Here is a 22,199-nt window from a genome sequence, read left to right as displayed (position 1 = left end):
TTTTCCGTGATTTTAACTTTGAAATGTTATAATATAACACAACATGAATTCTGCAAGATGTTTTTCACATGCAACCACTACTAACTTTAAATAAGATTTCTGTTTCATTTGGCGAAAAACAGGTTCTCAACGATGTTACCTTTGAACTGAATAAAGGTGATATCGTGACCCTTTTAGGCCCGAATGGCGCTGGAAAATCAACAATTGTACGTGTTGTACTCGGGTTACTTGCCCCTACATCAGGTACCATTACGCGTCCTTCTTCTCTCGCTATTGGTTATGTTCCACAAAAACTTCACTTAGATACGACGCTTCCTCTTACGGTTAAACGGTTTATGTTATTAAAGCTTGGTGTTCGTGAAGAGCATTTGTTACCCGCCCTCGAGAGGGTCAAGGCAACGCATTTACTCGAACAACCAATGCAAAAGTTATCAGGCGGTGAGACTCAGCGTGTTTTACTGGCTCGCGCCCTACTCAATAAACCTGACTTGCTAGTGCTTGACGAGCCCGCTCAAGGCGTTGATATCACAGGTCAAGTTGCTCTATATGACTTAATTAATCAGTTAAGAACTGAGCTTAACTGCGCCGTATTAATGGTCTCCCATGACTTACATCTCGTAATGGCAAAAACAGATAAAGTACTTTGCATTAACGGCCATATTTGCTGTTCTGGCGCGCCAGACGTTGTTTCAAACCACCCTGAGTTTGTGGCAATGTTTGGTTATCGCGGTGCTCAACAACTCGGTGTATACCGCCATCAACATAATCATCAACACGATTTAGAAGGCAATATTATTGTTGGCCACCAACACAGCAAGGACTGCAAACATGATTGAGTTACTATTACCCGGCTGGATAGCTGGTATGCTACTTGCCATTGCGGCAGGTCCTCTAGGCTCTTTTGTTGTGTGGCGCCGTATGTCCTATTTTGGCGATACACTAGCCCATGCTTCATTGCTAGGCGTCGCATTTGGGCTTCTATTAAACATCAACCCATTCTATGCTGTTATTGCTGTCACTTTGTTATTGGCCTTAATTTTAGTTTGGCTAGAAAAGCGGCCACAACTTGCTGTTGATACTCTACTGGGTATTATGGCGCACAGTTCACTCTCTTTAGGTCTAGTTGTTGTTAGCTTAATGGCTAATGTCCGTGTTGACCTAATGGCTTATTTATTTGGTGACTTACTCTCAGTCAGCTATGAGGATATTATAACGATTTTTATTGGCGTTATTGTCGTTTGCGGGTTGCTTTTTTATCGTTGGCGGGCACTTTTGTCCATAACGGTTAGCCCTGAACTTGCTTTTGTTGATGGCATTAATATTCAAAGACTGCGTTTATTACTAATGCTAGTTACCGCACTAACAATTGGTATTGCAATGAAATTTGTCGGGGCGTTAATTATTACGTCTTTATTAATTATACCCGCGGCAACGGCTCGGCGTTTTGCTCGAACGCCTGAGCAAATGGCTTCTATCGCTGTCTTAATTGGTATGATTGCTGTGACTGGTGGGCTAACACTTTCTGCTTTCTACGATACCCCTGCAGGGCCGTCTGTGGTGTTGGTATCCGCTATTCTGTTCGTATTTAGTTTAGTAATAAAAGCGAAAAATTAATTTAAGCTATGAGCTACATAATTTCAGTTGTTACATACAATTTTTGATGCAAATGGCCCTAACATTGCTTTCAATGTTGGGGCCATTTTTATTTATTTAATATAATTAAATTTCTTTAGGGGTTAAACCAAAGTGGTTATATGCATGAACCGTCGCCATTCGGCCTCTAGGGGTGCGCTGAATAAAGCCTTGCTGGATAAGATAAGGTTCTAAAACATCTTCTATGGTTTCACGCTCTTCCCCAATGGCTGCTGCAAGGTTATCAACACCAACTGGGCCGCCCATAAATTTATCAATAATAGCCACCAGAAGCTTTCTATCTAAATAATCAAAGCCTGCAGCATCAACATTTAACATGTCTAATGCTTGGTTAGCTATTAGCCCATCAATTGAACCATCGCCTTTTACTTGAGCAAAGTCCCGCACGCGACGCAACAAACGGTTGGTAATACGTGGAGTTCCCCTCGAGCGCATAGCAACTTGTAGAGCCCCTTCTTCGGTGATGTCTAGCCCCATGTATTGGGCGCTACGTTTGACAATATGTTGTAGATCATTAACTTGATAAAATTCTAGGCGTTGCACAATACCGAACCTATCACGTAATGGTGATGTGAGTGACCCAGCCCGAGTCGTTGCACCAATTAATGTGAAAGGAGGGAGATCAATTTTAATAGAACGCGCAGCAGGCCCTTCACCTATCATGATATCTAGCTGGTAATCTTCCATTGCGGGATAAAGTATTTCCTCAACAACTGGAGATAATCGATGGATTTCATCAATGAATAGGACATCATGAGGTTCTAAATTAGTTAACATGGCCGCTAAATCGCCTGCTTTTTCTAATACGGGCCCTGAAGTTGTACGCAGATTAACGCCTAGTTCATTTGCAACAATCCCAGCCAGAGTTGTTTTACCTAACCCTGGAGGACCAAAGATTAGCAAATGGTCAAGCGCATCGCCCCGCATTTTTGCCGCCTGAATAAATATTTCCATTTGGTCTTTAACCTGGGGCTGACCAATGTATTCATTCAATAGCTTTGGCCTGATCGCACGGTCAATAGCTTCTTCATCTGACTGTAATACTTCAGCCGTTATTAGGCGATCAGCTTCAATCATATTCAACGTCTCTCAATCAAAGTGCGGCACGAAGGGCATCACGGATCAATGTTTCAGAGTCGCTATCCGGTTTTGCGACTTTACTCACCATACGGCTTGCTTCTTGTGGTTTGTACCCTAAAGCAATCAATGCAGCAGCTGCTTCTGCCTCAATATCAGCCATGCTTGGTACTTTGCTGTTCACACTTGGTAGGTTAATGTCACTATTTTGATTAAATAAATCGCCATTTAGGCCTTTGAAGCGGTCTTTCATTTCGACCACTAAACGTTCTGCCGTTTTCTTACCAATACCAGGTAATTTGACCAGTGATGCGATAGCTTCTTGTTCAATCGCAGAAACAAATTGTTGAGCAGACATCCCTGATAAAATTGCTAGAGCTAATTTTGGACCAACCCCATTAACTTTGATCAGTTCTTTAAATAGCGCCCTTTCTTGCTTGTCGTTAAAGCCATATAATAATTGGGCATCTTCACGAACAACAAAATGAGTAAAAACAATCGCTTCTTGACCAATTTCGGGTAATTCATAGAAACAAGTCATCGGCATATGGACTTCATAACCGACACCTTGTAGCTCTAATAATACGATTGGAGGTTGCTTTTCTAAAACAATACCACGTAAACGACCTATCACATTGAAGCCCTCTATTGCTATCTAAACCCTGAACATACTATCTAAACCCTGAACAGGTTGGTTTATTATCATTAATACCGTTGTTTATACCACAAAAAATGCTGGATGCATATCCAGCTACGCGCTATTTATTAATAAGTAATTCTGTTTAAGATAAACTCGCTATCTTAAACGGCCGCGAGTTAAAACTAACCGTGGGTCGCCAACTTTTAAAAGGTTTTGATTGAAATGGCAATGTGTAATCGCAATTGCCAAAGCATCTGCCGCATCAGATTGTGGGCTCGCCGACAACTTCAGAATAGATTTAACCATATGTTGTACTTGGCTTTTTTCTGCAGCTCCTGTGCCTACAACCGTCTGTTTCACTTGGCGAGCCGCATATTCGAATACGGGTATATTCATGTTTGCAGCAGCAACAATTGCAACCCCTCGGGCTTGACCAAGTTTTAATGCTGAATCCGCATTCTTCGCCATAAAAACTTGTTCAATGGATAATACATCAGGTTGATATTGGGTGATAATTTCCGAGACACCCGCATAAATTCGTTGCAGACGACTTGGTAAATCATCAACTTGGGTACGAATACATCCACTGCCTAAATACAGCAATTGCCGGCCTTGCTGGCGAATAACACCGTATCCCGTAACACGAGAACCGGGGTCAATACCTAAAATAATCGCCATATACGTTTATTTATTCCTCGTTATATTAATTAAACTGTTTTAGTTAGCTCGTCGATTCAAAGAAAGTATAGCGGATAAAGGAAAGGAAAGAATAGAAGGCGTTAGAGAAAGCAGGCTGCGCCAGCCGGCTTTCTCTACGCGGATTATGCTAAATGACTAAATGGCCACTTAGTGCCTCACGACTTACAGTGTGGCAGCGACTTCGTCAGAAATATCACCATTGTGGTAAACTTCCTGTACGTCGTCTGAATCTTCTAACATATCAATAAGACGTAATAATTTAGGAGCCGTTTCTGCATCTAACTCCGCTTTAGTCGATGGGATCATCGATACTTCTGCGGCTTCACTGGTGAAACCTGCAGCATCTAGTGCATCTTTCACTTCACCAAACGTTTCTGGCGTTGTGTAAACATCGATTGCACCATCATCATAAGTTTCAACATCATCAGCGCCTGCTTCTAATGCCGCATCCATTATGGCATCTTCATCAACGCCAGGTGCATAAGTGATCACGCCGCGTTTAGTAAATAAGTAAGAAACGGAACCGTCTGTACCCAAGTTACCACCCGTTTTAGTAAATGCATGACGCACTTCAGAAACAGTACGGTTACGGTTATCACTTAAGCATTCAACCATAACAGCCGTTCCACCTGGGCCATAACCTTCATAAATGATGGTTTCCATATTATCATTATCATCATTACCAACACCACGTGCGATAGCACGGTTTAAAGTGTCACGAGTCATGTTGTTAGATAATGCTTTATCTATAGCCGCACGTAAACGCGGGTTAGTTGCGGGATCACCACCACCTAAACGAGCTGCAGTCACTAATTCACGGATAATTTTAGTGAAAATTTTACCGCGTTTAGCATCTTGTGCCGCTTTACGGTGTTTGGTGTTGGCCCATTTACTATGACCTGCCATGAAATATCTCCAAAAAACGTCAATAAATAATTAAACAGCAAATTCTAAAATAGCCTGACTGTTGCTCCAGGATTTCGTTAAGCTCGCTGCTTCATCGGGGGCTAGCCAACGAAATTCACTGTGTTCCGTCAGTAATGGCATTTTTTCTTCACTTTGCACCATTTTAAACCAATGTTCTTTACAATGCGTAACATCGGGTGCATAACGATGCCTGAAATGCGGGAAAATTTCAAAGATGATACTGTGCGACAAATCTTGTAGCTGGTTTTGTTCAACCTCAAAACCTGTCTCTTCTTTAATTTCACGACACGCCGTTTCGTACGGCTTTTCATCAGGCTCCAAACTTCCAGTCACTGATTGCCAGAAGTTTGGGTCGTCTTTACGTCGTAACATAAGCACCCGCCCACTACTTTGAGCCACAATAATGACTAATACTGATTCCGGGCGCTTATATTTTTTCATTGAACTTACTCTTCGTCTTTCGCAACCACCGCGATAGCGAGTTCCGTTAATGAATCAGGATTCGCATGGCTCGGTGCATTCGTCATTAGGCACGCAGCTGCTGTTGTTTTCGGGAAAGCAATAACATCACGAATATTATCAGTGCCTGTTAACAACATGACTAAACGGTCAAGACCAAATGCTAAACCTGCGTGTGGCGGTGTACCATATTTCAATGCATCCAATAAGAAGCCAAATTTTTCACGTTGGTCTTCTTCATTAATACCTAAAATGCTAAATACTGTTTGTTGCATTTCATTGCGGTGAATACGTACTGAACCACCACCAACTTCGTAACCATTGATGACCATATCATACGCATTAGCAACGGCTTCTTCAGGTTTACTCGCCAGTTCTTCAGGTGAGAAATCTTTAGGTGAAGTAAATGGATGGTGCATCGCAGTTAACCCGCCTTCACCATTATCTTCAAACATTGGGAAATCAATCACCCACAGTGGTTGCCAGCTATTTAAATCGGTTAATTCAAAGTCACGACCGACTTTCAAACGTAACGCACCCATTGAATCGGTCACCACATTTTTTGCGCCCGCGCCGAATAACAAGATATCGCCATCAACAGCACCAGTACGGTCTAATAACTGGTTAATCACATCTTCACTCAAGAATTTTGCAACTGGGCTTTGAATGCCTTCAAGGCCTTTAGCTCGCTCGTTGACTTTCATCCAAGCCAAGCCTTTCGCACCATAAATACCAACAAATTGACCATATTCGTCGATTTGTTTACGCGTCATAGCTGCGCCACCAGGGACCTTCAGAGCTGCAACACGGCCTTTCGGGTCGTTTGCTGGGCCTGAGAACACCGCAAATTCAACATCTTTTACGATATCCGCCACATCCACCAGCTCCATTGGGTTACGTAAGTCTGGTTTATCTGAACCATAACGACGCATAGCTTCCGCAAAGGTCATGATAGGGAAGTTGCCTAAATCAACCCCTTTTACCTCTAACCATAAATTACGGATCATACGTTCCATAATTTCACGCACTTGCTCTGCGGTCATGAAAGAGGTTTCAACATCGATTTGGGTAAATTCAGGCTGGCGGTCTGCACGTAAATCTTCATCGCGGAAGCATTTTACGATTTGATAATAACGATCAAAGCCTGACATCATCAGCAACTGTTTAAACAGTTGCGGTGATTGAGGTAATGCGTAAAATTTACCTTTATGAACACGACTTGGCACTAAATAGTCACGAGCACCTTCTGGTGTTGCTTTGGTTAGCATTGGCGTTTCAACGTCCAAAAACCCTTCGTTATCCATAAAGTTACGAACAAAGCTGGTAATTTTGGCACGCGTGCGCAGACGCTCAGACATCTCTGGACGGCGCAAATCTAAATAGCGATATTTTAAACGACGCTCTTCTGTATTCGTTTGGTTGCTATCTAATGGTAGTGGCTCTGACTTATTGAAAACATTCAGTTCTTCAGCAAAAACTTCAATTTCGCCCGTTGCCATATCTTTATTTTTTTGGCTATCTGGACGTGCGCGTACTGTCCCTGTGATTTGGATACAGAACTCATTACGCAGTTCTGACGCTTTTTCAAATATGTCTTTACGATCGGGGTCGAAGAAAACTTGCACGATCCCTTCACGGTCACGCATATCGATAAAAATCAAACCACCTAAATCGCGACGGCGGTTTACCCATCCACTAAGAGTGACTTTTTGGCCTTCGTGAGCGATGTTTAACTGCCCACAATAATTAGTACGCATACAATATCCTTTTACTCAGCTGTTGTGCTTTTGCTTGCTGCGGGATTTTGGCATTTTGCTGAACCCTATTTATCTGCGAAACACGGGCTGAAAATTCAGAATGTCAAAAAGGCAGACATTATACAGGAAATTCTGTTAGACAAATAGTTACGTATTCTACATAACGCGTAAACCATTTTGTTTTTAATCATATTTTCATCAATTATTGTTTTTCTAATCAACAACAATAAAATTGAATAGCGAGATAGACGTCTATCACGATGATCCTATCGATTTTAAGGGACTATCCGCACCATGTACATATTGCAGCAAAGGTTTATTTCATCAGTTCGACACCTTTTTGAGTGAAAAATCACCACTTAACGTATTCCTATTCAATTATTGGTTAATAAATATCGCTTTAATCATTAATCTTTCTATTTCAGAATCGTTACCTTTTTCAGTTTGCTATAATCAAAATATATAGATATAGCGCTGAAATTAATCACCATCTGCAGTTTAAGGACTACCCATGAAAAAAATTATACTTGCCACTTCCATGTTCGTACTACTTGCTGGATGCCAGAACATGAAACCCGCAGAGACTGATAATACAAAAACTTTTTATATTGATTCTTCACTTGCTGATTGTATGGGCGTTGCCCCAATGAAATGTATGAAAGTGAAAGAAAACCCAAGTGATGACTGGCAACTTTTTTATAGCTCAATTCAAGGCTTCGAATATCAACCAGGCTTCTCTTATACTATACAAGTGAAGCAATTCGATGTACCAAACCCACCGGCTGATGCCCCAAGTATTCGTTATGAATTGGTAAAAATCGTTGAGAAAAAATAATTTTTAAACAATATAATTTAAGTCATTAAGTAATTTTATCAGTTTACTTAATGACTCACTTACAGCAATAATTCTCTTATCATCGTTAAATAACAGGGGGTCCCTATTATGAGTGTTAAAATCATTGATAAGCTTGGGTTGATCGCCTTATCAGACCACAAAATTGCGATGGTGCGTTCCCATAATAAAAGTTTATTTTATATACCCGGTGGAAAACGTGAGCAAGGTGAGACTGACGAACAAGCACTCTGCCGTGAGATTGCCGAAGAATTAAAACTTGAGCTAGATGCCGCTTCTATCCGGTTTTATGGTGAGTTTATTGGCCCTGCTGATGGAAAATCAGATGGAACGCAAGTCCGTATTCGTTGTTACTTTGCGGACTATACAGGGGAGCCACAACCCGCCGCTGAGATTGCTGAATTGGATTGGTTTAGCATTAACGATTTACCTCGCTGCTCAAGCACAGCGGTGACTATTTTAACTCGCTTAAAAAAAGAAGGTTTGATTAAATAGAGTGTAAGACTGACTCAAAAAAGTTGTGATTTCATTTGTCTAACGGCTTTTTAGGATTTACAATTCACAAAATATTGTCAATACCCATTACTATAACTTATATTTTTAGGTGTTTTCATAGTTTGATTCGTTTTATGGTGGAGTAAAAAATGGTCAGCTCTTTGTATGCTGTACTGGGTGCCTTACTGCTGCTTAGATTATCTTTAAATGTTGTGAAGTTGCGTAATCAATACCGTATAGCCTATGGTGATGGCGGTTTTTATGAGTTGCAAACCGCTATCCGTGTTCATGGTAATGCCATCGAGTACATTCCCATCTCATTGATTTTACTGCTTTTAATGGAAATGAATGGCGCGCAAGTGTGGATGATTCATATTTGTGGTCTGATCTTAATTGCAGGCCGATTACTGCACTCTTACGGCTTGAAAAATCACGATTATTCATATCGCCGTTCAGGTATGGTAGCCACTTACCTTGCTATGGCACTAATGGTTATCGCCAATACTTATTACCTACCTTGGCTGCAAATCGTTTCATTTAATCTTTAGTTTTTATTCTCTGTAACGGCACGAGTTATTAATGTGCCGCTCATTATTTCATTGCTTATGGATTGATTTTCAGTAGACTGCCTTTCTGATACAATCCTCCACTACTTTTGTTTTTGCTTAATACAGAACTTATGTCAAATTCGGATCCAACCTCAAAAGACCGCCTTTTCTCTGCGCCTATCGCTAACCTTGGTGACTGGCAATTCGATGAAAAAGTTGCTGAAGTATTCCCTGATATGATCCAACGCTCCGTGCCAGGGTACTCTAATATTATTACGATGATTGGCATGCTAGCGGGTCGTTTTGTCAAACCCAACAGCCATGTTTACGATTTAGGCTGCTCTTTAGGTGCAGCAACCTTATCGATAAGGCGTAATATTACAGTAGAAAAAAGCAAAATTATTGCTGTTGATAACTCCCCTGCAATGGTTGAACGTTGCCGCCGCCATATTGATGCGTATCGTGCCGACACACCGGTTGACGTTATCGAAGGCGATATTCGCGATGTAAATATTGAAAATGCTTCCATGGTTGTGCTCAATTTCACCTTACAGTTTCTCAACCCGGAAGATCGCCAATTATTACTCAGTAAAATTTATCAAGGGCTACAACCCGGCGGTATTTTAGTGCTTTCTGAGAAATTCAATTTCGAAGACAACGAAATCGGTGAATTATTGTTCAATATGCATCACGACTTCAAACGGGCAAATGGCTATAGTGAATTAGAAATTAGCCAAAAACGCAGTATGTTAGAAAACGTGATGCTCACAGACTCTGTTGAAGCACATAAAGCTCGTTTAAAAAATGTCGGTTTTACTCACTGTGAAGTTTGGTTCCAGTGCTTTAATTTTGGTTCACTGTTAGCGGTTAAAGAGGCCTAGGCATGATTGATTTTGGTCGTTTTTACCAACAAATTGCGGTTGGCCCTCTAAGTCATTGGCTTGAAACGCTTCCGGCACAACTTTCAGAATGGAAAAAACAAGGGTTACACGGTGGATTTTCCTCATGGGAGAAAATGCTAGATAACCTACCCGTTATGGTTCCTACCCATTTGGATTTACGCAATAGCGTGACAGCAACGCGCGAACCCGAACTCACTGCGGGCGAAACGCGACGTCTGAATAATATTCTTGAACAATTAATGCCATGGCGTAAAGGCCCTTTTTCTCTCTATGGCGTGAATATTGATACTGAATGGCGCTCAGACTGGAAATGGGATCGCGTACTACCCCATATTTCATCACTCAAAGACCGCTATGTCTTAGATGTTGGTTGTGGCAGTGGCTACCATATGTGGCGTATGTTAGGGCAAGATGCCAAATTTGTTGTTGGTATCGACCCAACTGAACTATTTTTATGCCAATTTGAAGCCGTCAGAAAGCTATTAGGTGATGACCAACGTGCCCACTTATTGCCTTTAGGTATCGAACAACTGCCCGAATTGAAGGCATTTGATACCGTATTTTCAATGGGTGTACTTTACCACCGCCGTTCACCGCTCGACCATTTATGGCAACTTAAGAACCAATTAGTGAGTGAAGGCGAATTGGTATTAGAAAGCCTGGTTATTGAGGGGGATGAATTTCAGTGTTTGATCCCCGGTGACCGTTACGCCCAAATGCGTAATGTCTATTTTATTCCTTCCGCTAAAATGCTCAAAGTTTGGTTGGAAAAATGCGGCTTTGTTGATGTGCGAATTGTTGACCAAGAAGTAACCTCTTTGGAAGAGCAACGCCGCACACAGTGGATGAAAACAGATTCACTGGCTGAATTTTTAGACCCAAATGATAAAACCAAAACTATCGAAGGTTACCCCGCACCACTACGTGCAATTTTAGTTGCTCGTAAGCCATAAAGATAAAATGCCTATGGCAATCAAGTCATAGGCATTTATTATCATAGTAATTAACAAGCGATTACATTGTTATTTGCCATAAATTATAGAAGGCAATTCGGCCAGATAACTCGGCTAAAATAACCGCTAGCGCACATAGGCCTAATAGTGCGAATGAATTTCTTCCGCGATATAACAGAGCAGGATAAACAAACAGCATCACCGCTAAGACGACTAACTGGAAGCTCCAAAAACCCGCTTGTTCGGCACTAATTTCAGGCCCTGTCTCGCCTAAGAATGACACATAAGCTGCACGAGTGGCAAAAATCATAATTGAGCCAATCAAAAATGCCATCGCCCCCAACCGCTGAGCCCCGAATAAAATCGCTAATGCGCCACCAGCAACTAGCAGTGTCATCCACATTTGTAATGTCGTGAAAACAGTAAACCAGTTCGCTACTGTGGCAATATTATAAACCTGAGGAATTGACCATACGAATGCCAAACCAAAAATAACCGTGGCAACGTTACACAGTTCACTCAGCACCTTATTTTTAATAAACAAGGTAAATAATAAAGTTGCAGCCCCAAAAGCGACAAAAATACCACTGAGTAAGGCTTCATTACTCATTGGTGAACGGCCGACGCCTAAAAGCATATTGAAGAAGCGCAGTGGCTGCCCAACGTGCAAACCACCAATCACTAGTGCAATGATCATAATGACGAATGCAGCTATATTGGCATGACGTAATTGGTTTTCACTCAACATACCCAGTCTTCGGCTTGCATACGCCAACAAATATAAACCTGCCGCTGACTGCCCCAATACAGTGAAAAAAACGAGTGGAAGTTCGTGCATATTATACCTCTGCTGGATTTTGTAATTTACCGCTCTTTTCACCACAAGGTTTGGCATCTTTATGCGGTTTAATCACAATATTAGGATTAGTAAGAGACGGATTTGGCATGGGGGCGACCCCACTAATATTGCCATGACGTTCACGTAGAATATTGATATCGTCAAAATCCAATGCACGTTGTGGACAGGAGTCAACACAAACCGGTTTCATCCCTTTTTCGACACGTTCATAGCATCCATCGCATTTACTCATCAATTTTTTCTTTTCGTCATACTGCGGTGCACCGTATGGACAACGTAACTCGCAGTAACGGCATCCAACACAAATGGTTTGATCTACCACGACTAACCCATCTTGCTCACGTTTATGCATCGCCCCTGTTGGGCAACCTTCAACACATGTTGGGTTAGAACAATGATTACAGGAAATTGATAGATAGTAGTTATAAACATTCTGCTGCCATATCCCCTCTTGCTGCTGCCAACTACCACCACCAAACTCATACACCCGACGAAATTTAGGCCCTAAATCAAGGTCTTTCTCATCTTTACAACTCACCTGACACGTTTTACATCCTGTGCATTTTGTTGAGTCGAAATAAAAACCATACTGTTTCATTTGTCGCTCCTTATGCACGTTTCACGTCAACTAAGTTAGTATGTTGTGGATTCCCTTTAACGAGAGCTGAAGGCTGTTGTGTGGTTAGTGTATTGATACAACCACCGATATCGACCCCTTCCTCATTGACTTCCCGCCAAGCACCTTGCGGAACCGCAATCACCCCCGGTAATACGCGCTCAGTCACTTTCGCTTTAATATGCATACGTCCGCGGTCATTGAAAATTTCAGTCATATCACCATCTTGAATACCACGAGTTGATGCATCAATTGGGTTAATCCAATATTGATGAGGCACGGCTTCACGTAACACAGCAATATTAAAATACGATGAATGCGCATGGCCTTTATCGTGATAGCCCGTCATTTGCAGCGGATATTTTTGCTTAGTTTTTTTGTTTTCAACACCTTCCGTATTCACACAATATTCAGGCACAGCAGGAATTCGCTGGTCAGTAGGGTATTCCCACTCTTTCGCTATCTTAGCGAGCCTTTCTGAATAAATTTCAATTTTACCCGATGGGGTTGGTAATGGCGCAGTTTCAGGTGAGTCTCTGAATGGTTTTAATGCAATATAATCTGCACTGTTTGCCAATTTCCTATCAACAATTCCCATGTCATTCGTTTCTTCAAATGTTGGCAAATGGGGATTTTTTTCTCGCATTAGGTTATAGCAATGTTCTATCCACTGCTCATGAGTACGACCTTCGGTAAATTGGTCTTTAATACCCAGCTTTTCAGCAATATCCGTTAAAACATCATAAGATTGGCGACACTCCCATAATGGCGTAATCGCATTTTGTAGACGAATAGCATAATGGTAAGCACCGCTTGCATACGAATTATTAATTAAATCATTCGATTCAACACTGGTCACATCGGGTAGAATCAAATCCGCATATTTAGTCGATGGTGTCATATGCGTATCCCAAACTAAAATAAATTCACATAGGGATTCATCTGTTAGAATTTTATGGGTTTTGTTCAAATCAGAATGTTGATTACCCGTGACATTACTCGCATAGTGCCATAAAAATTTCACGTTGGTTTCAAGACGCTCTTTACCGAGCAATGTTGAATTTGTTGCGGTCATTTCGGTTCCGCGCGCAATCGCATCGGTCCACATAAAACACGGGATTTTGGTTTTAACTGGGTTTGGAATAGCAAAACCAGGCACAGAATACGCCACGTTACCTCCCCATCCTCCCGCATTCGTCCCAGGGCGTCCAATATGCCCCGTGACAATCGGTAACATCATCACTGCCCGGGCCGCTTGCTCTCCCGATGCGGTTCTTTGTAATCCCCAGCCTTGAGAAATCCACGCTGCTTTTGCATTACCCAGCTCACGAGCCAACTGAACAATACGGGTTGGCGAAACACCTGTAATTTGGCTAGCCCACTGAGGTGTTTTTTCAACACCATCATCACCGAGCCCTAAAATATAATCCTTATATGAGCCATTTTGTGGTGCAGACTCAGGAAGTGTCTGGCTATCCCAGCCCACACAATATTTCGCTAAAAAAGCCTCATCCGTTAATTGTTCTTTAATTAATGTATGGATAATCGCTGCCACAAGCGCACCGTCAGTGCCCGGATAGATTGGGATCCATTCAGCGCCTAGCGTTGTCACGCTATCAGTACGACGCGGGTCAATAATAATCACTTTGGCTTGGCTTTTTTCTAATGCTTTTAAGGTTTCATAGAACTGACCACCACCGGACATACGCGTTTCCGCAATGTTATGGCCGAACATCACGACTAAATCGCTATTCGCTATTTCAGACAGTAATGAATCATCTAACTTGCCATAGACATACGGAATAACACCGTTTATTTGTGCAGTTGAGTAAGTTCCATGTTGATCAAGAAACCCACCTAGTTGGTTTAATAGACGCTTGCAGGCATTACGCCCTTGTAAATTAGCACCGGTAGACCCTGAGCCATACTGGTAGTAAATCGCTTCATTACCATAAGTATCAATGGTTGAGCGCAGTTTTTGTGCCACAATCGTCGTCGCTTCGTCCCAGCTGATCCGTTTAAACTTTCCTTCCCCCCGTTTACCTGTACGCAATAATGGGTATTTCAAGCGGTCTGGGTTATAGGTTTTCCAACGAACAGAGCGCCCTCTCAAACAGGGGCGTATTTGATGTAAACCAAATTGGGTGTCGTCATACATGGTTTCATTCGATATGCGAGTAATAACGTCATCTTTTACATGCACTTTGAGTGGGCAGCGGCTACCACAATTGACTAAGCATGCACTGTATTTGATTTTTTCGCTGACTTCGTCGGGTTGGATTGTGATAGTGGGTGTTGCTTGAGCGGAAAAAGGTAGAGAGATGGAGCTGGCAATAGCTGTTGTCGTGGCGACAGAGGCAGAGGCTTGAATAAACTGTCTCCGACTCAGCGCTTTTTCCCTGATTTTATTGATCATTACATTGCTACCTCATTAATTATTATAAATTGAATTACTTAGTATTCTTATAGTAATTAGATAGTAGCCTTATAAAAACAAGGGTTAATTGACGTGTATCAACACAAGCAATAATTGAGCTATTAATGATAAATAAACAATATTATAAGTTTCTTTATTTGGTATTTTAATTGTAACTAACCATGGGTTAGCTGAAAAATAACAAGGAAAACCAACTAGTTGATTTTCCTTAGAGAATAACAATCTATTTAAAATTTCTAGCGTCAAGCTGCCTATTGTGGCTAGCGGCAATTAAACGGAAACTTTTTCTGTAATAGAAATAAAGTCCTTCATCGCTTCTACCGTAGGGCCATCAACACAGTAATGGGTGAATTCATCCGTTTCGCTATTAGAGGCCATTGTTACCCCTACTTTACGGTAACTCATGGTTGATGGCACCGTTCTCCCTGCGGAACTGTGTACCTCAGATAAACCGATTTCCATAAATTTACTTAGGTTAGCTAAACGTACTCCCGCACCTGCCATAATCTGTGGGCCATTAATTTGCTGGCTTTTTTCATGGAGTTCTTTCAAAAGCGGTAAACCCAACTCCGCACTTTGTTGCTGCCCAGAAGTTAAAATACGCGCAACACCGAGCTCGTTTAATTGTTCTAAAGCTAATAATGGGTTAATACACATATCAAATGCGCGGTGGAAGGTAATATTCATCCCTTGTGCAATTTCCATCAACGTATGCATCCTGTTGATATCAATGCGCCCTTCACTATCCAATATACCGATAACGGCACCTGAAAACCCCATTTCCTTAATCATAATTAAATCTTCACGGATCACGTCAAATTCGCTGATGTTATAGCAAAAATCGCCACCACGAGGACGAATAATAGGATGAACTGGAATATGCAGTTTCTCTTTGGCTAATTTCAGGTAACCATAACTGGGGGTCAGGCCACCGTCTGCAGCACCAGAGCATAGTTCGATACGATCTGCACCATATTCTTGAGCCACTTGGGCACATTCAATTCCGAAACAACAGATTTCCAGTTTTGCCATTACGACCTCCGAAATAGAGCAATAAAACACGGGTTTTATATGCCCCAAAATAATGAAAAAAATTTAATGTTAAACGTTAACAATTCGCTTAATAATGCCATTTATTGGAAAATGTTATCGGATAGACATCACAGCACTAAAAGTTAACGTGTACTATTAATCAATAACGTTAATTGCATCACTTATTTTTCACTTTCAATTATCTTTTTTAGCGTGAAAGGATGGTATTTAACCGTTATTTCACCATTTGACACTGCTAATGTTGGATTTGGCAACCTTTCTTGCTGCCCTTTGGGTTGGCTTACTTTAATACGATACCCTTGGGGTAAAGGATCAGGTAATAACTGGAATGCTGCGGTTTCTAGCTGACTCGGCTCAACATCAATCACCATTTCGATATGTTCCCAACTTTCTTTCGGGTAAATTTTGTCTTTTGGGAAAGGCAATTCAATAATAAATACATCTTGACCCGCGACGTTTAATGGCTCTTTTAACTCATATAAACGAATTGGCCTGCCATTGATAACATTGTCAGATAAAAGCTCAGCGCATCCCATTAACCCTTGATGCCAACGTTCTGCAGTTGCCATATGATGGCAACGCACCGAAATATGATCTATCGGAAAAGATGACAATGATAAGTTCAATTCCTGCGCCAACTGTTGTAATTTACCCATAAACACAGGTAGGTCATCCCATAAATCTTGTAATTGCGAAATTTTGCTAAATTGTGGCATCTAAAGCCCTCTCTTTACAAAAACTTATCTGCTAAACAATGGCGCAGACTGTAGCATGAGAGCCCCAAAATGTGGTATAAAACCTGCCGATTTTTCTCTTCAACCTTTTAGTTATACGCATGTGATGGCACAATGCGGTAACTATGGTTCGTAATTTAAGGTAATTCGGTGAATATTCAGGCGATTCTTTCAGATAAAATTAGTGCTGCGATGTTAGCAGCGGGTGCTCCAGAAGGCAGTGATGCACTTGTGCGTCAGTCCGCTAAAGCTCAGTTTGGTGATTATCAAGCGAATGGAGTGATGGGCGCGGCTAAAAAGATGGGGATAGCTCCGCGACAACTGGCTGAACAGCTTGTTAATCACTTAGATTTGGAAGGGATTGCCAGCAAAGTTGAAATTGCCGGCCCTGGCTTTATTAATATTTTCCTTGAACCAACGTGGGTTGAAAAACACGTTGAAGAGGCATTAGCATCACAACGCCTAGGCGTCGCACCAGTCAAGCCTGAAACGATTGTCATTGACTATTCAGCGCCTAATGTCGCAAAACAAATGCACGTGGGTCACTTGCGTTCAACCATCATTGGTGATGCAGCTGTACGTACCCAAGAATTTATTGGTCATAAAGTCATTCGTGCCAACCACGTCGGTGATTGGGGTACGCAATTTGGTATGTTAATTGCTTATCTTGAAAAAGTGCAAAATGAAGATGCCACCGATATGGCGCTTGCTGACCTCGAAGAGTTTTATCGCGAAGCTAAAAAACACTACGACGAAGATGAAGAGTTCGCAGTACGTGCTCGTGGCTACGTTGTAAAATTGCAATCCGGTGATGAATATTGCCGCCAAATGTGGCGCAAATTAGTCGATATCACTATGCAGCAGAACCAAGAAACCTATCGCCGCTTAAATGTCACATTGACCGAAGATGACGTGATGGGTGAAAGCTTATATAACAGCATGCTTCCAGGCATTGTTGCTGACTTAAAAGCCAAAGGTTTAGCCGTTGAGAGTGAAGGCGCAACGGTTGTTTTCCTTGATGAATTCAAAAATAAAGAAGGCGAACCAATGGGCGTGATCGTCCAGAAAAAAGATGGTGGCTTCTTATATACAACAACCGATATCGCCTGTGCTAAATACCGTTACGAAACCCTGCACGCTGACCGTTCTCTTTACTATATTGACTCACGCCAACATCAACATTTGATGCAAGCATGGACCATCGTCCGTAAAGCAGGTTACATCCCTGAATCGATGGCGCTTGAGCACCATATGTTCGGGATGATGTTAGGGAAAGATGGCAAACCGTTTAAGACTCGTACAGGTGGTACCGTCCGTTTATCAGACTTGCTTGATGAAGCGGTTGAACGCGCTCAAACATTGATCCGTGAGAAAAACCCGGATATGTCTGAAGATGAATTGCTTAACGTTGCGAATGTGGTTGGTATTGGGGCAGTTAAGTACGCTGACTTATCCAAAAATAGAACGACTGATTATATTTTCGATTGGGACAACATGTTAGCTTTCGAAGGAAATACCGCACCGTATATGCAATATGCGTATACCCGTGTGGCCTCTATTTTCAAGAAAGCTAATTTAACCCACACAGACCTAACTCTGCCTATTTCATTACAAGACCCGCGTGAAATTGCGCTTGCAACACGTTTATTACAGTTTGAAGAAACCATTCTCACTGTTGCACGTGATGGTACACCTCATGTGATGTGTGCTTATTTGTATGAGTTAGCCGGTTTATTCTCTGGTTTCTATGAGCACTGCCCTATCTTGTCAGCTGATGACGAAGCCCAGCGCCAAAGCCGCTTGAAATTAGCGGCATTAACTCAAAAAACATTAAAAACGGGCCTAGATACACTGGGCATTGAAACCGTTGAAAGAATGTAATTCAAATCAATAAATAGCCTATTAGCGGTTCACTTCGGTGAGCCGTTTTTGTTTGCGTTGCTTTACTAACTTTGATGTTAATTTTTGCAATTCCTCAACATGTTCATTTGCACAATTGCGAAGCACTAAGTTCCATTTGCAAAGTGTTTTTGCTTGTTCATAAAGTTCAGGGCTATGCACCAACCTGTTATTCTGTTGTAACCAATGAGCAACGCTCGCCCAGTCCCATAACGGGGATGCGCCATTCAAGCGTTGTACGGGTGCTGGAAAATGGCCTTTACCTCGAGCCCCATCTTTCAATAAAGCCACTGCCTGACGAGTTAGTCCTGTCAATTCGGCAATATCACTTAACCCAACTAAAGTTGAATCAATAGATTCCACTTTTATATTCATCGATGTACTTTCGATGTCTGTGATCGCTGTTTCAATGGCAAGATCTAAAGACTCCGCTTCCCTATCAAATTCTAAATAAACCGATTTACCATAGAAACACACCAATGCATCGTCACAGCCTGCAGCAAATAAGGTATCAACTAAACCTTCAGTATCTGCAGTCACACCAGATAGTGTTAATGTGAAAGTAAATAGTGCCATAATTATCCCATATAGTATGAATAAGCGGCCTAAGCCGCTTTGATTACCTGAAAAGAGCAATGCAGTGATTAACTTTACGTATAATCTGTTTAGCATGCACTTCCATGACTTTCGGCGTTGACCAGACACTCATCATATGTGTTTTGTGTTCATCTACTGCGTTACCACAGCGTAACTTACAAAAAGTATGTGATGAGTTCCCTGCACTAACCCAGAGCCAGCCATTTTCTATCGCATATTCAATAGCAGCCTGAATATGCTTGTTCGGATGTTTTTTCATTGACCCCCGAGATACATAACATAATCATTCCGTTGACATCGGTCAACAAATAATATTCAATGAATTGAATATCTCCCTATCACTTGATTGTTGTAACAACAACCCAGTCAATGTACCCCATAAATAGAGTGGGCTATTATTTTTATCAATGAAAACAATTAATTGAAATTTCATAAAATAATTTTGAAATTAATAATTCAGTTACTATTGGAATTAATTTAAGAACTCACTAGAAATTGAAGGGAACAGATCTATGGTTATTTTTTCCTTAACGACGCAGATTACAGAGATAAAAAAAGCCCAATTTTATGAGCTCTTCTCATTAAAATTGGGCTTTAAAGGTTATTGACGGCTTATTAATTAGGCAACACTACGTTTCATAAAATCACGAGGGCGGAACCCGAGTACATATAAAGCTACGAAATAACTTCCTGCACCAATAATCACGACGCCTATTAAACGTAGCATACGCATCAGCATATTACCGTCTTGCCAAGAAGGCATAAAGTGTAAAACACCAAACAGCACAGCGCCCATTACAATTAACGCTATCAATAATTTAAATATAAACCCTTTCCAGCCAGCTAAAGGCTGAAAAATATCTTGCTTGCGCAGTTGCCAATAGAGAACTCCCGCATTAAAACACGCCGCTAACCCAATAGATAAGGCTAAACCTGCATGTTGTAAAGGACCAATAAAGGCTAAGTTCATCAATTGGGTTAAAATTAAAGTGACAATCGCAATCTTCACTGGCGTGCGAATATTTTGGCGCGAGTAAAAGCCTGGTGCCAAAATTTTCACCAAAATCATGCCTGTTAACCCTACACAGTAGGCAATTAAGGCATATTGAGTCATTAATGAGTCATGCGCTGTAAAATTACCGTATTGGAATAGCGATACCGTTAATGCTTCTGCGAGTATTGCCAACCCTAACGCACAGGGTAGAGCAAGTAATAAACAAAGACGCAATCCCCAGTCCATTAATTGGCGATATTCATTTTGATTGCCGCTCGTGAAACTTTTCGCTAATGATGGTAATAAAATAGTGCCAAGAGCCACACCAAGCACCCCTGATGGCAATTCCATTAGCCTATCAGCGTAATACATCCATGACACTGAACCAGATTGTAAAAAAGAAGCAAATATTGTGTTGATAATTAAAGAAATTTGCGCAACTGAAACCCCGATAATTGCCGGCCCCATCATTTTCATTACACGCCAAACCCCGCTATCACGAAATGACAGGCGGGGTAACACTAACATGCCCACTTTTTTAAGATGGGGTAGCTGGTAGACAAGTTGCAAAACACCGCCAACCAACACAGCCCACGCCAATGACATAATGGGTGGGTTAAAGTAAGGCGCGGCGAAAGCAGCAAAAATGATCATGCTGACATTGAGTAACGTTGGCGCAAATGCAGGGACCGAAAAACGGTTCCAAGTATTCAGGATTGCGCCTGCGAGAGAGGCCAGTGAAATCAGAAAAATATAAGGAAATGTAACCCGTAGAAGATCCGTCGTCAGCGCAAACTTATCAGCGTCATCGGTAAAGCCAGGTGCGGTGACATAAATGATCCAAGGGGCTGCAATCATACCAAGGATGGTCACAATCGCTAAAGCGAGGGTTAGCATCCCTGCAATATAAGCGACAAATGTACGGGTGGCTTCCTCTCCCTGCTGGTTTTTATATTCCGCTAATATCGGGACAAAGGCTTGTGAAAAGGCACCTTCAGCAAAAATTCGACGTAAAAGATTCGGTAATTTAAAGGCGACAAAAAAGGCGTCAGCCGCGGCTCCTGCACCGAACACTCGGGCGATAATAGCGTCACGAATAAACCCAAGCACACGAGACATCATGGTCATGGAGCTTACTGCCGCCAATGATTTTAATAAATTCATGATTGATAGACTAAAAGAATACAATCGCATCAGTTTAACAGTGTGCACTGCAACTGACTACGATTGAAAAGTAAATTAGGAATTTAGGCTTTATTCAGTGCCCAAGTGTTATCTGTCAGCGCCGTCAATACATGGTCACGCCACTCACCGTTGATTTGTAAGTATTGCTTTGCATAGCCTTCCCGTTCAAAGCCAAGCTTGGTCAATAAATTACCACTACGCATATTATGAGGCATATAATTTGCCATAATTCGATGTATTTTTTGGTGTTGCTGCATGTAACGGATAGTTTGGGTTAGTGCCTCATACATTAGGCCTTGACCTTGCCATTTTTCACCTAGTGAATAACCTAGATAACATGCATAAAATGAGCCGCGCAATACATTACTAAAATTCGCTACTCCCATCACTTCGTTTTCTTCTTTATCTAATAGTACGAAATGGAAAGCGCTCCCTTCTCGATGCATTTCATTCATGACTTGTAACCGATTCTGCCAACCTGCTGGCTGATAATGAGATTTGTCCCTGATGGGTTCCCATGGAATTAAAAAGTCTTTGTTCAGGCTGTAATAATCAGCTAGTCGATAGTTATCACGTTCATAAGTCAAACGAATAACCATTCTATCAGTGACAAGGCGCACTTTCGGTACATTTGAACGATAACCAAACATCGTTAACCCTTAATTAATAAAAAGCCAGATATTTTCTCTCTTTCCAAGCCAATAACTTAGAACGCTAAAGTGTAGCTTACAATGCGTTGACGAAAAACATATTACGTAAATTAAAATACCAATACATCACTAGATTTCTTCGTTGTGCAGCATACATAACTATGTGACCCAAGTAGCCGAACGCTGTCAACACCGTCACAAAGTGAAGTATG

General features: G+C 41.6%; 23 protein-coding genes. 8 read left to right on the top strand and 15 right to left on the bottom strand.

The window, feature by feature from the left end; genetic code table 11:
• Positions 1-68 precede the first annotated feature (68 nt).
• Both znuC and znuB read left to right on the top strand, forming a co-directional pair.
• Positions 69-836, top strand: a complete 768-nt coding sequence (gene znuC / locus PR800_RS07935) for a zinc ABC transporter ATP-binding protein ZnuC (RefSeq protein WP_272530522.1) — start codon at positions 69-71, stop codon at positions 834-836.
• On the top strand, positions 829-1,614 hold the full coding sequence (gene znuB, locus PR800_RS07930) for a zinc ABC transporter permease subunit ZnuB (RefSeq protein ID WP_102140270.1): 786 nt from the start codon (positions 829-831) through the stop codon (positions 1,612-1,614). The genes znuC and znuB overlap by 8 nt, the downstream gene beginning before the upstream one ends.
• Before the next feature lie 105 nt (positions 1,615-1,719).
• Here the strand turns inward: znuB and ruvB are convergent, their stop codons facing one another.
• The 6 genes from ruvB to aspS all read right to left on the bottom strand — a co-directional run bounded on the left by ruvB (position 1,720) and on the right by aspS (position 7,212).
• Positions 1,720-2,730 carry a Holliday junction branch migration DNA helicase RuvB gene (ruvB, locus tag PR800_RS07925; RefSeq protein WP_102140269.1) on the bottom strand — a complete coding sequence of 337 codons (1,011 nt, stop codon included), beginning with the start codon at positions 2,728-2,730 and terminating at the stop codon, positions 1,720-1,722.
• A 16-nt stretch (positions 2,731-2,746) separates the two neighbouring features.
• Positions 2,747-3,364 carry a Holliday junction branch migration protein RuvA gene (gene ruvA, locus PR800_RS07920; protein ID WP_102140268.1) on the bottom strand — a complete coding sequence of 206 codons (618 nt, stop codon included), beginning with the start codon at positions 3,362-3,364 and terminating at the stop codon, positions 2,747-2,749.
• Positions 3,365-3,526: 162 nt separating this feature from the next.
• Positions 3,527-4,048, bottom strand: coding sequence for a crossover junction endodeoxyribonuclease RuvC (gene ruvC / locus PR800_RS07915; RefSeq protein ID WP_004910683.1), 522 nt, complete (start codon positions 4,046-4,048; stop codon positions 3,527-3,529).
• Between the two features lie 183 nt (positions 4,049-4,231).
• On the bottom strand, positions 4,232-4,975 hold the full coding sequence (locus tag PR800_RS07910; RefSeq protein WP_102140266.1) for a YebC/PmpR family DNA-binding transcriptional regulator: 744 nt from the start codon (positions 4,973-4,975) through the stop codon (positions 4,232-4,234).
• Positions 4,976-5,005: 30 nt separating this feature from the next.
• Positions 5,006-5,437: a dihydroneopterin triphosphate diphosphatase gene (gene nudB, locus PR800_RS07905; protein ID WP_125891079.1), complete on the bottom strand. Its 432-nt coding sequence runs from the start codon at positions 5,435-5,437 to the stop codon at positions 5,006-5,008.
• Positions 5,438-5,442: 5 nt separating this feature from the next.
• Entirely contained in the window at positions 5,443-7,212 is a 1,770-nt protein-coding gene (gene aspS, locus PR800_RS07900) for an aspartate--tRNA ligase (RefSeq protein ID WP_102140264.1), read from the bottom strand.
• 511 nt (positions 7,213-7,723) lie between these two features.
• Here aspS and PR800_RS07895 point away from each other — a divergent pair.
• The 5 genes from PR800_RS07895 to cmoB all read left to right on the top strand — a co-directional run bounded on the left by PR800_RS07895 (position 7,724) and on the right by cmoB (position 10,963).
• Positions 7,724-8,047 carry a DUF4377 domain-containing protein gene (locus tag PR800_RS07895; RefSeq protein WP_166265074.1) on the top strand — a complete coding sequence of 108 codons (324 nt, stop codon included), beginning with the start codon at positions 7,724-7,726 and terminating at the stop codon, positions 8,045-8,047.
• Between the two features lie 108 nt (positions 8,048-8,155).
• Entirely contained in the window at positions 8,156-8,560 is a 405-nt protein-coding gene (locus PR800_RS07890) for an NUDIX hydrolase (protein ID WP_231068335.1), read from the top strand.
• A 149-nt stretch (positions 8,561-8,709) separates the two neighbouring features.
• Positions 8,710-9,108 (top strand): MAPEG family protein, encoded by a 399-nt coding sequence (locus PR800_RS07885; protein WP_102140261.1) that lies wholly within the window; start codon positions 8,710-8,712, stop codon positions 9,106-9,108.
• A 131-nt stretch (positions 9,109-9,239) separates the two neighbouring features.
• Positions 9,240-9,989 carry a carboxy-S-adenosyl-L-methionine synthase CmoA gene (gene cmoA / locus PR800_RS07880; RefSeq protein ID WP_102140260.1) on the top strand — a complete coding sequence of 250 codons (750 nt, stop codon included), beginning with the start codon at positions 9,240-9,242 and terminating at the stop codon, positions 9,987-9,989.
• Positions 9,990-9,991: 2 nt separating this feature from the next.
• Positions 9,992-10,963: a tRNA 5-methoxyuridine(34)/uridine 5-oxyacetic acid(34) synthase CmoB gene (gene cmoB / locus PR800_RS07875; protein ID WP_166265080.1), complete on the top strand. Its 972-nt coding sequence runs from the start codon at positions 9,992-9,994 to the stop codon at positions 10,961-10,963.
• 61 nt (positions 10,964-11,024) lie between these two features.
• Here cmoB and PR800_RS07870 read toward each other — a convergent pair whose 3' ends face one another.
• The 5 genes from PR800_RS07870 to PR800_RS07850 all read right to left on the bottom strand — a co-directional run bounded on the left by PR800_RS07870 (position 11,025) and on the right by PR800_RS07850 (position 16,644).
• Positions 11,025-11,801, bottom strand: coding sequence for a dimethyl sulfoxide reductase anchor subunit family protein (locus tag PR800_RS07870; protein ID WP_102140258.1), 777 nt, complete (start codon positions 11,799-11,801; stop codon positions 11,025-11,027).
• Between the two features lies 1 nt (position 11,802).
• Positions 11,803-12,420 carry a DMSO/selenate family reductase complex B subunit gene (locus PR800_RS07865; RefSeq protein WP_102140257.1) on the bottom strand — a complete coding sequence of 206 codons (618 nt, stop codon included), beginning with the start codon at positions 12,418-12,420 and terminating at the stop codon, positions 11,803-11,805.
• Between the two features lie 10 nt (positions 12,421-12,430).
• Entirely contained in the window at positions 12,431-14,854 is a 2,424-nt protein-coding gene (locus PR800_RS07860) for a DMSO/selenate family reductase complex A subunit (protein WP_166265086.1), read from the bottom strand.
• A 291-nt stretch (positions 14,855-15,145) separates the two neighbouring features.
• Complete coding sequence (gene cutC / locus PR800_RS07855; RefSeq protein ID WP_102140256.1) at positions 15,146-15,907, bottom strand: copper homeostasis protein CutC; 762 nt, start codon at positions 15,905-15,907, stop codon at positions 15,146-15,148.
• Between the two features lie 182 nt (positions 15,908-16,089).
• Entirely contained in the window at positions 16,090-16,644 is a 555-nt protein-coding gene (locus PR800_RS07850) for a VOC family protein (RefSeq protein ID WP_102140255.1), read from the bottom strand.
• A gap of 168 nt (positions 16,645-16,812) precedes the next feature.
• On the opposite strand from PR800_RS07850, the gene argS reads away from it, so the two are divergent.
• A complete protein-coding gene (argS, locus tag PR800_RS07845) occupies positions 16,813-18,543 on the top strand; it encodes an arginine--tRNA ligase (protein ID WP_272530519.1) in 1,731 nt (576 codons plus the stop codon).
• A gap of 21 nt (positions 18,544-18,564) precedes the next feature.
• On the opposite strand, the gene PR800_RS07840 is transcribed toward argS, so the two are convergent.
• The 4 genes from PR800_RS07840 to rimJ all read right to left on the bottom strand — a co-directional run bounded on the left by PR800_RS07840 (position 18,565) and on the right by rimJ (position 21,987).
• Complete coding sequence (locus tag PR800_RS07840) at positions 18,565-19,137, bottom strand: helix-turn-helix transcriptional regulator (RefSeq protein ID WP_102140253.1); 573 nt, start codon at positions 19,135-19,137, stop codon at positions 18,565-18,567.
• 43 nt (positions 19,138-19,180) lie between these two features.
• Positions 19,181-19,417 carry a hypothetical protein gene (locus PR800_RS07835; protein WP_195698640.1) on the bottom strand — a complete coding sequence of 79 codons (237 nt, stop codon included), beginning with the start codon at positions 19,415-19,417 and terminating at the stop codon, positions 19,181-19,183.
• A 360-nt stretch (positions 19,418-19,777) separates the two neighbouring features.
• Positions 19,778-21,316: a murein biosynthesis integral membrane protein MurJ gene (gene murJ, locus PR800_RS07830; RefSeq protein WP_195698639.1), complete on the bottom strand. Its 1,539-nt coding sequence runs from the start codon at positions 21,314-21,316 to the stop codon at positions 19,778-19,780.
• A gap of 83 nt (positions 21,317-21,399) precedes the next feature.
• A complete protein-coding gene (gene rimJ, locus PR800_RS07825; protein WP_102140251.1) occupies positions 21,400-21,987 on the bottom strand; it encodes a ribosomal protein S5-alanine N-acetyltransferase in 588 nt (195 codons plus the stop codon).
• Positions 21,988-22,199: the final 212 nt, after the last annotated feature.

It is taken from the genome of Providencia sp. PROV205, from assembly GCF_028479505.1.
Lineage (GTDB): Bacteria > Pseudomonadota > Gammaproteobacteria > Enterobacterales > Enterobacteriaceae > Providencia > Providencia huaxiensis.
The sequence above is the reverse complement of the archived record's forward strand: the minus strand, read 5'-3'. Positions and strand labels throughout refer to the sequence as shown.